The sequence below is a fragment of the Streptomyces flavofungini genome (assembly GCF_030388665.1).
Lineage (GTDB): Bacteria > Actinomycetota > Actinomycetes > Streptomycetales > Streptomycetaceae > Streptomyces > Streptomyces flavofungini_A.
Map to the genome: position 1 here is coordinate 3,635,543 of NZ_CP128846.1, position 10,806 is coordinate 3,646,348.

The window sequence follows — 10,806 nt, forward strand, 5'->3', positions numbered from 1 at the left end:
ACCGCGACCGACACGTCATGTCGGCCGCGACCAGCCGGTGATCACAAGCCGATTCAGCACATACCTACCGCACACTGCGGAGTGTTGGCGATGCCCCACAGGGTCCACAGAGTGATCGCGGTCAGCGTCGCGCCCGCCCCTGTTCCCTCCGGGACTCCGCCGCGTGCGCCCGGCGAGGACGGTCCGTACGTCCCCGTGGCCGAGGGCGCCGGTTCAGGAGTGGGTGTGGCTCTGGGCTTGGAGAGGTTCTTCGGGTCAGGACGCGGGTTGGGAGTGGGACTGGGCGAGCTCCGCTTCTTGTCCGTCCCGTAGTACCTCATCCCTGGATCGTCACTCGCGGACCAGACACGTCCCGTCCCCTGCCGCGAGCTGAACGTCTTCGTGGCGATCACAGGGCCGGGCAGTACCTCTCGGTCGTCGCCGACGGCTTCGAAGTGGCGCTCCAGACTGTCCACGTAGCGGGCCAGGTCCTTCGGTCCCTCCTGCTTTCCGTACGCGTTGCCGGGCTTCACCTCCCAGATGTACACCTCGTCCTTCCCCCAGAAGATCAGGTCCGCGCGTCCGGTGTTGCCCGCCTTGTTTCCACTCGCCCCAGGAAGCAGGTTGCCCATCGCTCCCTTGTTGAGGTCGATGGTCACGTAGCCGGCGACCTTGTTGCTCTTGGCCCACTCGTTCGCGGCCTTCGCGCTCTGGCAGACGGACGCGTCGTGCGCGCTCAGCGACTTCATGGCCGCGGCACTGCAGCGAGAGCCGACGTTGGACTTCCCTCCGTTGTCCGGAGCTTTGTTCTTCTTGGCCGCGGGCGCCAGCACACCCGTCGAAGCGGCTCCGGCGCCCCCCGCACACACTTCTCTGATGCCCTCGCGGCACGGCAGATGGCCGTCGATCTCCACGAAGCTCGTGGGGTTGCCGCCACCGAACGCGTACCGATTCCCCGTCAGCGGGTCGGACCCCAGGTCCATGTCCGCGAGCGCGCCGGTGTACATGTCCCGGGTCGTGAACCGGTTCGACCCGGGGCTGTAGTCCCGGAACCCCATGTCGTAGGTGCCGGAGGCACTGTCCCAGCGCTTGGAGTTGAAGCGGAAGGAGTTGTAGGCCTCCTTCGTCGGATCCGTCGCCGTCGGCTTGTCGATGCCGGTGAAGTCGGCGGGGTCGGCGCTGCCATAGGCCGTGTAGCCGTACGTGGCCTTCGTGTTGCCGTCCTTGTCCGTGAGGGTCTCGACGTCGGTGTGACTGTTGTAGCCGTAGTAGGTGTCCTCGGTCTTGTTGTCCGCCGTGCGCTTGACCTGGGAGAGCCGCTGGCCCCAGGGGCTGTACTGGTAGGACTTGGCGAGCTTGCCCGCGACGTCCTCGCTCAGGACCTCGCCCGACATGCCCAGGTAGTTGTAGTCCGTCTTCTTGCCGTCGGCGTCGGTGCGGCTGGCGGTGCGGTCCAACGGGTCGTACGCGTACTTCGTGGCCTTGAGGGCCCCGGACCCGGTGTCCGCCTTCTCGTGCTGCTTGACGCGGTCGAAGCCGTCGTAAGCGGTGCGCTCCACGACCTTGCCGCCCGCCGTCGTCGACTCCTGGCGGCCGAAGGGGTCGTATTGGTACCAGACCTCGGCCCCGCCCTGCGTGGCTTTCAGGAGGCGGTTCCGGTCGTACCCGTAGGTGGTCGTCTTCCCCTTCACCGTCTGCGAGATGACGTTCGCGTTGTCGTCGTGGACGTAGGTCTCCGTGCCCGCGCCGTCACCGGTGCGGGTCGACTTCGACAGGCGGTCCGCCGGGTCGTAGGCGTACTCCGTGGTGGACGACAGGTACTTCGACGTGTCGTCGGCGTTCATCTTCTTCGCCTCGTCCCGCGCCTTGTTGCCGTTGGGGTCGTAGGCGTAGGTGTGCGAGGAGACGAGGGTGCCGTTCGGCTTCTTCTCCGTCTGGGACTTGAGGGTGCCGTCCAGGTGGTAGGCGTAGTCGACGGTGTTCTTGTTGGCCTTCGTCTCCTGTTTCTTCTCGCCGCGCCAGGTGTAGTCGTACGACGTGACCTTCGGGGAGGTGTCGGACGCGGACTTGCCGACCGAGGCGGTCTTGACGAGTTCGCGCAGGTCGTAGGTGTACTTGGCGAACTGGTCGGGGTGGGTCAGGGTCTCGGGCCGGCCGTTCGCGTCGTACGTGTACGACGTGGTCTTCTTCTCCTGGCCCGCCAGGGCCTCCACGACCTTCTCGACCTGGTTCAGGCCCGTGTAGGAGATCGTGTACGCGTCGACCTTCGTGCCCGTCGACTTGTCGTCGATCGAGGTGAGGTTGCCGTTGACGTCGTAGGCGTACGCGAAGCGCTTGTTCTCCGTGTCCGCTTCCGCCGAGGCGTCACGGACGAGTTTGACCTTGGAGGCGCCCGCGGCGGTGAGCGTCGTGATCTCGTTCTTCTTGTAGGACTTCGTGGACAGCTTCACCCAGCCCTTGCCGTCACCCGTGCGGTCCGCGTACGCCGTGTACGTCCCCGACTTCGGGATCGGCAGCTTCCACCCGGCGCTCCCGCGCTTCTGGGCCGCCTCCCCCAGGACCTCGTTGCGGCCCACCGGAATCCCGTCGTCGTCGAGGGACTTGAGCTTGCCGTCCGGGTAGTGGCCCCAGCGCATGGTGCGGCTGGACGATCCCGCCGCGGAGGTGAGCTGGCGGGCGCTCTGCTGACCGAGCTTGTTGTAGTCGTAGGTCGTGGTGATGTTCCAGGCGTCCTTGGACGACTTCACCCAGCCGTTGTCGTAGTACCGGTAGTCCGTGTCGTTGCGGGTCTGCTCGCCCTCGGACGGCGGCATCGAGACCTTCGCGACCCGGCCCACCGCGTCGTACGTCGTCTCCGTCCAGACCTTCCGGTTGTAGCGCGGGTCCTTCGGGTCGTACGGCTGGATCTGCCGCTTGGGACGGTTGAGTTCGTCGTAGGTGGTCTCGGCGACGAAGGCGTCGGGACGGTCGGCGGCCACGCTGCGCGGCGTGAACACCTTGATCCGGTTGCCGACCTCGTCGTAGCCGAACTTCGTCGTGCGGAGCGTCTTGTCCGTGTGCGGGACCTCGGTCACGGCGAGCTTGCCGCGCTCGTCGTAGTGGTTCTTGGTGGTGTTGTTCTCCTGGTCGGTCGTCGAGACGACCAGGGAGTCCTTGTCGTAGGCCTGCTTGGTCGTGCGCCCGGCCGCGTCCGTGACCGCGACGACCCGGTGGTTCATGTCGTAGTCGGTCTTGGTGGTGTAGTCGTCGGGGTCGGAGGTGGCGTTCTTCTTCGGGTCGATGACGCGGACCGAGTTGCCCACGCCGTCGTAGAGGTAACTGACCTTTTCCTTCTTGGCGTTGACGACCGAGGTGAGCTGGTAGATCTCGTCGTAGGAGTGGGTCGTGACGTAGTCGTCGGGGGTCGACGGGGTCGCCACGCCCTTCGGCTCCGTGGTCGTGCGCAGGTTGCCGACCTTGTCGTACGTGTAGACCGTCTTCCGCTCGCCGGAGGAGTCCGTGTCCTTGGGCGCGGTGGCGGACGTGACCTGGTCGGCCTTGTCGTAGACGGCCGTCGACACCGCGCCGTTCGGGGCGGTGGACTTCTCGACGTTGTCGTTCGGGTCGTACACGGGCGCCGGGGTCGTGATGTACTCGCCCGCCGCCTGGTCCTTCGGGACCTTCGAGACCAGCGGGCGGCCGTAGGTGTCGTAGGTCTGGGTGGTCTTCTTGCCCAGCGCGTCGACAACGGCGGTGACCTGGCCGCGCTCGTCGTACTCGGTCTGCGTGACCTTGCTGAGCGCGTCCGTGGTGGTGCGCGGGTAGCCGGAGGGCGCGAAGTCCGAGTAGAGCGTGGGGTTGCCGTTGGCGTCGGTGGACTTGGTCAGCTGGCCGTACGCGTCGTAGTCGTAGGTCGTCGTGTAGTCGCCGTCCGCGGGGGTCGCCACGCCCTTCGGGTCGGTGACCTTCTTCAGGTTGCCCTTGCCGTCGTAGCCGAACTCCCAGGTCCGGTTCTCCGCCGAGGTCTTCTTCCGCAGGTCGGCGACGTATCCGTCCTCGCGAGTGTCGTACGCGTAGCGCACCGAGTGGGCCGGGTACTTGCCCGGGGCGCAGTCCGCCGCGGGCGGCACGCCGTCCTTGTTCTCCTCCGCCGACCGCTCCCACAGCGGGTAGCCGGTCTTCTCGTCGTAGCAGTAGGCCGTCTTCGCGCCGTTGTTCTCCTCAAGCAGCGTGACGTTGTTGTCGCCGTCCCAGCTCATCTTCGTGTACTCGGACTTGGCGTTGACGACCTTGACCGGCCGGTCGCCGTCGTCGGTCTCATAGGTGGAGGAGTGCCGCTCGGCGTCGGTGACCCTGGTCTCGTCGCCGCCGCCCTGCCGCTTCTTGTACGTGAAGTCCGTCGTGCCGTCGAGGCGGTCGGTGACCGTCTTCGTGGACCAGCGGTAGTCGGTCTCGGCGGTGACCGAGTAGTCGAGGCCGGTGCTGTGGCCGCGCGGGTCGGTGACCTTCGTCAGCTTCGGGTTCTTGGCGCCCTGCGTCGCGTCGTACGTGAACTTGAAGACCTTGGGCTGCGCCGATCCGTCGCCGTCGGTGAGGCGGCCGAGATGGCCCTTCTGCGTGTAGTGGAAGGCGACCTTGCGCCCCGACACGTCCGTGACCGACTTCAGGTGGTCGTAGATCCTCGGGTTCCAGAGGTCCTTGCCGGAGGCCTTCTCGCCCTTGTCGTCGATGTACTCGTACGTGGCGTCGCCCGGCCGGTAGTAGTCGAGCCGCAGCGTGGTGCGCGCCGACGGGTCCTTGATCGCGGTCAGGAACTTCACGCGCCGGTTGCCGGAGTCGCGCAGCTCGTACTCGTACGTCTGTGTGTTGCCGTTCTTGTCGACGACCGAGGTCAGATAGCCGTCACAGCCGATCAGGAAGCGGGTGCCGTCCGGCCGTGTCAGCGTCCAGGCGTCCGGCACCTCGGGGTCGACGCCCGGCAGGCACGAGGTGCGCGCGCCGTCCTTGGCCTTCAGGCGGTAGTGGTACCCGGGCGAGGGCTTCCACTCCCCGCCCCCGTCCTTGCGGAAGATCTGCTGGGTGCCGTCGCCGTCGACGACGTACGCCTCGCCCGGATTCACGTCCGGGTGGAAGTCGAGCACGGCGCCGAGCCGCAGCGGCCCCGACGCCTGCGCCGACCAGCCGTGGCCCAGCTGCCCGTCGGAGGTGTCCTGGGCGTTGTACGTGAAGCGCGCGAAGGTGTTGATGCCGCGGCCCGGGTTGCTGAACGCGTCGTAGGACCAGACGGCGTTGCCCGAACCGACGTTGGACATCAGGGTCGAGCCCGCGCCGGTGTTCTTGCCCGTGTACGCGTGGTACTTCTCCAGGCCGAGCCGGTCCGCCGTCGGGTCCTCGACGGCCGTCGCCTGGGCGAGGCCGCCGATGCCGGGCTTCTGCGACAGCCAGGTGTCGTCGGCCTTGTTGTAGACGTCCCAGGTCAGGGTGAATCCCGCGCGGCGGTTGCCGTCGACGGGCGGGGCCTTGACCTCGGCCCGCACGGTCGCGGACGCGCCCGCCGCGAGGGCCGGGACGTCCGTCCGCAGCTGGTTGTCGCCGGACGTGGCGTCCGAGCCGTCCGGGAACGCCCACCGGTAGCTGAGCTGCCGCTCGCCCGCGGGCCAGGCCGAGGTCGTCGTGTTGGTGACCGTGACCGTCACCGGGTAGGTGTTGCGGGCGGTCATGCGGGTGGGGGTGCCCGGGGCGTAGTAGGTGTCCCAGGGGGTGGGGGTCGCGTAGACGACACTGAGGCGGGCGCGGCCCGGGTCGGCCGCCTCCGCCTTCACCGGCAGGCCCTTGCCGGCCTTCGGGTCCTTGAGCCAGCGGCGGGCGAGGGCCGTGGCGTCCCGGGAGAGGTCCTTGCCGTTCCCGGCCCGCAGGTGGACCCGAGCGTCGAGGACACGGGCCCTCTCCGGGATCCCCGCCATCGAGAACTCCAGCGCGTCCCGGGCCTTCCCCGCGCCCTTGTCCGCCGCCGTGACGCGGAGGGTGTGGCCCGCCTTCGGTACGCCCACGCGCCGCACCGGCGAACCCAGCAGCCGGCCGTCCTTGGTCTTCACCAGGACCCGGTACGCGTAGCGGCGCCCGGTCTCGGTGCGGCTCGACTGCGGGGTCGGTGCGGTGGTGGTGTCCCGGTGGCGCGTGGCCCCCTTGCCGAGGTCGGCCACGAGGGTCGAGGTCGTCGGGCGGAAGTCGGCCTTCGGGGAGCGGTGCAGCTGATAGCCGACGACGTCGTGCCCCTTGGCCTTGGGCCAGGAGAGTTCGGGGCCGGTGGCGTGGACGACCGAGGGGGCCTTGATGGCGGTGGCACCGGCCGCGCCGTAGGTGACCTTCAGGAGCGGCGAGTTGCGGGGATAGGTCCGCTTGGGTGAGTCCTTGGGCGGGTCGGCCCGGGGTTCCGGGGCGTCTTCCTGCCCCTGTCTCTGCGGCTGTTCCGGTACGGCGTCGGGCTCCGACGCGAAGGCGAATTGCGGCAGCGCCGTGGCGACCACCGCCGAGATGACGAGGGCGGCTAACGGCCCGCGATGACCAGTTCTCACTGTGCCGACTACCTCTCTGCGCTTCCGAATGCGGGCAGCACGGAGTGCCGCCCCGTGGAATTCCAGGAGCAGTGAACGGAAAACTGGGAGGAGTTCTAGACAGGTGCGCGAGCTCGGGTCAACTGCCAGCAGAAGTCGGGCAGTTGACCTCTCGTCACGACAAGAGCGGAGATCTCGGCCGCACCGGGACCCGCTCGACTTGAGGCCGAGGCGGGGAATTTCAGCCCGCCCGGCGTTTGAGGGCGAGGCGTGGAGCTCCGATCAGGGGGAAAGGGGCGCAGCCCCGGCCGAGGTCAGGGCAAGGCGCGGCACAACGCGGCGAGCGCCGCCACCCACGCGTGGTCCGGCGGCGTCCCGTACCCCACGACCAGCGCATCCTCCGAAGGAGCAGTGGCCAGGGGATGCCGGAACCGCGACACCCCCTGAAGCGCGAGCCGCTGCCAGTGCGCGGCCTGGACCACAGCCTGCTCCGACCCCGGCGGGAGCCGCACCACCGCGTGGAGCCCCGCCGCGATCCCGGTGACCCGCACCTCCGGCGCCCGGTCGGCGAGCGCGGCCACCAACTGGTCCCGCCGCCGCCGATAGCGCAGCCGGGCGGCCCGGACATGCCGGTCGTACGCTCCGGACGTCAGGAACTCCGCCAGCGTCACCTGGTCCAGGGAGCTGCAGGCGGCCCCCGCCGAGTACTTCAACTCGGCGACCTCCAGGGCGATTTCGGCGGGCAGCACCATCCACGCCAGCCGAAGGCCGGGGGCCAGCGACTTGCTGGCCGTGCCGAGGTAGACCACGCGGTCGGGGTCGAGCCCCTGAAGCGCGCCGACCGGCTGCCGGTCGTAGCGGAACTCCCCGTCGTAGTCGTCCTCCAGGATCAGCCCGTCCGCGCGCCGCGCCCAGTCGACGGCCGCCGCCCGCCGGTCGGGGTGCAGCGGCACGCCCATCGGGAACTGGTGGGCGGGGGTCATCAGGACGGCCCGGTGGTCCGCCAACCCCTCCGTGCGGGTGCCGAGTTCGTCGAAGCCGAGCGGGACGGTGCGAAGGCCGCTGCGCACGAGCCGCTCCCAGTGGAGGTCGAGTCCGTACGACTCCACGGCGACGGTCCGGAGCCCGCGCGCGTGCAACAGCTCGCCGAGCAGGGTCAGGCCGTGGGCGAAGCCGGGCACGACGACGATCCGGTCCGGGTCCGCGTGCACGCCACGGGCGCGGGCGAGGTAGGAGGCGAGGGCGGTGCGCAGTTCGACGCGGCCGCGCGGGTCCTCGTAGCCGAGTACGTCGTCGGGGGCGGCGGCGAGCGCGCGGCGGGCCGCCTTCAGCCACCCCGCGCGCGGGAACGAGGCCAGGTCCGGTGTGCCCGCCATCAGGTTGTACAGCGGGGCGCCGCCCGTCCTCGGCGTGCGCGCGGGCGCCACCGGGCGCGGCACCTCGCGCTCGGCGACCCGGGTGCCCGAGCCCTGCCGGGCCGTGAGCCAGCCCTCGGCGACCAGGTCCGCGTACGCGTCGGCGACCGTGTTGCGGGCGACGCCCAGGTCCACGGCGAGCGTGCGGGAGGAGGGGAGACGGGTCCCGGGGGCGAGGCGGCCGCCCCGCACCGCCTCGCGCAAGGCGTCCGTGAGGCTCTTGCGGACCCCCGAGCGGGCTCCCGTGCCCGCCGTGTCCAGATGGAGGTCGACGCTCCAGCCGCCGTTGCCGGAACCGCTCTCGTCACCCCGATTGGCCCAGGAATCATCCATAGGAATGGACCATACCTGTGGGCTAATCGCGGCGTAGGTTCGACGGCATGACGACGACCAGTGCGACGAACTCGACTCCCCACGCCCACACCGACCGCCTCCCCGAGCACACCCCCCGCCTCAACATGGCCGAGCTGGCCCCCGACGCGTACCGGGCCATGATCCGGCTCGCCGCCGCGGCCAAGAAGGGCGTCGACCCGGTCGTCTTCGAACTCGTCCAGATCCGCGCCTCCCAGATCAACCACTGCGCGTTCTGCGTCGACATGCACACCAAGGACGCGCTCGCCGCGGGCGAGACCGTGGAGCGGATCGTCCAGCTCAGCGCCTGGGAGGAGTCCAAGCACTTCTACACCGCGCGGGAGATCGCGGCGATCGAGCTCACCGAGGCCGTCACCGTCCTCACCGACGGCTTCGTGCCGGACGCGGTGTACGAGCGCGCGGCCCGGCACTTCGACGACACCGAACTCGCCCACCTGATCGCGGCGATCACCCTCATCAACGGCTGGAACCGCTTCGCGGTGACCACCCGCATGGTGCCGGGCCACTACACGCCGGGTTCCACCGCGCACCGGCCCGCCGCCGAGGCCGGTGCGGCCAAGTGACCGCCGGCGCCGAGGCGTTCGGGGCGCTGCACCACGGGCGGGCGCCCGGTGATCCGCTCGTCCTGCCCGGACCGTGGGACGCGGCCAGCGCCCGTGTCTTCGAGGAGGCCGGGTTCCCCGCCCTCGCCACGCCCAGCGCGGGCGTCGCCGCGTCCCTCGGGTACGCCGACGGGGCCGTGCCGCCGCTGGAGATGTTCGAGGCCGTCGCGCGGATCGCCCGCGCCGTGTCCGTGCCGGTCAGCGCGGACGTCGAGGACGGGTACGGGCTGCCCGCCCGCAAGCTCGTCGGGCGGCTGCTCGACGCCGGGGTCGTCGGGTGCAACCTGGAGGACTCCCGGGGCGGCGGGGACGCTGCCGCCGGGGCCCTCAAGGACCCGCACGAGCAGGCCGACTACCTCGCCGCCGTGCGGGACGTCGCCGGGGGCGAGCTGTTCGTCAACGCCCGCGTGGACACGTACATCCGTGGGGTCGCGGATCTGGACGAGACGCTGCGGCGGGCCCGGCTCTACGTCGAGGCCGGGGCCGACTGCGTCTACGTCATCAAGGCACCGGTCGACGTGCTCCCCGCCCTGCGGGACGGGATCGAGGGGCCCCTCAACGTCGTCTTCCTGCCGGGCGGGCCCTCGCCCAAGGAACTGGGTTCGCTCGGGGCCACGCGGGTCACCTTCGGGCCGGGTCTGCTGTTCCGGGCGATGGAGGCGCTGCGGGGGATCGTGGCGGAGCTGGGGTAGGCCCTGCGGGGGCATTCCCCGACCCCGCCCCTTCCCGAACCTGGGGGCTCCGCCCCCAGACCCCCGCTCCTCAAACGCCGGAGGGGCTGAAGATCTCGCCGGTGCGGCACCGTTCCAGCCCGCCCCGGCAAATTTCCAGCCCGTCCGGCGTTTGAGGACGAGGCACGGAGCGCCGACAGCGGGGGTCCGGGGGGCGGCAGCCCCCGGTTTCGGAGAAGGGGTGGGACTGGGGCGCCCCGCGAAGGCTACTTCGGGAGCCACCCCCGCCACTTCGACTCGTTCGCGTCGATCCACTTCTTCGCCGCGTCCTCGGGGGACATCTTCTTGTCGGCGATCAGGAGGGACACCTCGTTCTGATCGGCCTCGGACCACTTGAAGTTCTTCAGGAACTCCGCCGCCTTGCCGCCGTTCTCGGCGAAGTCGGCGTTGAAGAACTTCTGGAGCGGCGTATGCGGATAGGCGCACTTGATCTTGGCGGGGTCGGCGTCGCAGCCCTCCTTGTAGGCGGGGAGCTTCACCTCCGTCATGGGGACCTTCTTGAAGAGCCACTGGGGCTTGTACCAGTAGGTCAGGAAGGGCTTCTGCTGCTTGGCGAACTGCTCGATCTGGGTGATCTGAGCCGCCTCGGAGCCCGCGAAGACGACCTTGTAGTCGAGGTCGAGGTTCTCCACGAGGGCCTTGTCGTTGGTGACGTAGGACGGGGAGCCGTCCATGAGCTGGCCCTTGCCGCCGCTCTCCGGCGTCCGGAAGTCCTTCGCGTACTTGTTGAGGTTCTTCCAGTCCGTGACGTCGGGGTGCTTCTTGGCGAAGTACGTGGGGACGTACCAGCCGATGTGCCCGGTGACGCCGACGCCGCCGCCGGGGACGATCGTCTTCTTGTCCTTGATGTAGCGCTGCTCCTGGTCCGGGTGGCCCCAGTCCTCCATGATCGCGTCGACGCGGCCCTGGCTGAGGGCGTCCCAGGCGGGGATCTCGTCGATCTGGACCTTGTCGACGCGGTAGCCCAGCTCCTCCTTGAGCAGGTACTCGGCCACGGCGACATTGGCCTGCGCGCCCACCCAGGACTGCACGGACAGCGTGACGGTCTTGGCGCCCGCCGCGTTCGCGTACGGCGAGGACTGCTTGGACATGTCGGCCTTGCCGCAGCCGGAGAGAGCGACGAGGGCGCCGACTCCGGCCAGCGCGGCGGTCATGCGCGTACGGACTCGCATGG

At 69.7% G+C, this 10,806-nt stretch carries 5 protein-coding genes; 2 read left to right on the forward strand and 3 right to left on the reverse strand.

Annotation, left to right across the window (positions count from 1 at the left end; genetic code table 11):
* Window positions 1-53 precede the first annotated feature (53 nt).
* Together QUY26_RS14770 and QUY26_RS14775 are read right to left on the reverse strand one after the other, a co-directional pair.
* Complete coding sequence (locus QUY26_RS14770) at window positions 54-6,485, reverse strand: RHS repeat-associated core domain-containing protein (RefSeq protein ID WP_289946744.1); 6,432 nt, start codon at window positions 6,483-6,485, stop codon at window positions 54-56.
* Window positions 6,486-6,826: 341 nt separating this feature from the next.
* Window positions 6,827-8,260, reverse strand: a complete 1,434-nt coding sequence (locus tag QUY26_RS14775; protein ID WP_289946746.1) for a PLP-dependent aminotransferase family protein — start codon at window positions 8,258-8,260, stop codon at window positions 6,827-6,829.
* Window positions 8,261-8,307: 47 nt separating this feature from the next.
* On the opposite strand from QUY26_RS14775, the gene QUY26_RS14780 reads away from it, so the two are divergent.
* Both QUY26_RS14780 and QUY26_RS14785 read left to right on the forward strand, forming a co-directional pair.
* Window positions 8,308-8,862 carry a carboxymuconolactone decarboxylase family protein gene (locus tag QUY26_RS14780; protein WP_289946747.1) on the forward strand — a complete coding sequence of 185 codons (555 nt, stop codon included), beginning with the start codon at window positions 8,308-8,310 and terminating at the stop codon, window positions 8,860-8,862.
* Window positions 8,859-9,593: an isocitrate lyase/PEP mutase family protein gene (locus QUY26_RS14785; RefSeq protein WP_289946749.1), complete on the forward strand. Its 735-nt coding sequence runs from the start codon at window positions 8,859-8,861 to the stop codon at window positions 9,591-9,593. Before QUY26_RS14780 ends, QUY26_RS14785 begins: the two co-directional genes overlap by 4 nt.
* Window positions 9,594-9,838: 245 nt before the next feature.
* On the opposite strand, the gene QUY26_RS14790 is transcribed toward QUY26_RS14785, so the two are convergent.
* Entirely contained in the window at window positions 9,839-10,804 is a 966-nt protein-coding gene (locus QUY26_RS14790; RefSeq protein WP_289946751.1) for an ABC transporter substrate-binding protein, read from the reverse strand.
* Window positions 10,805-10,806: the final 2 nt, after the last annotated feature.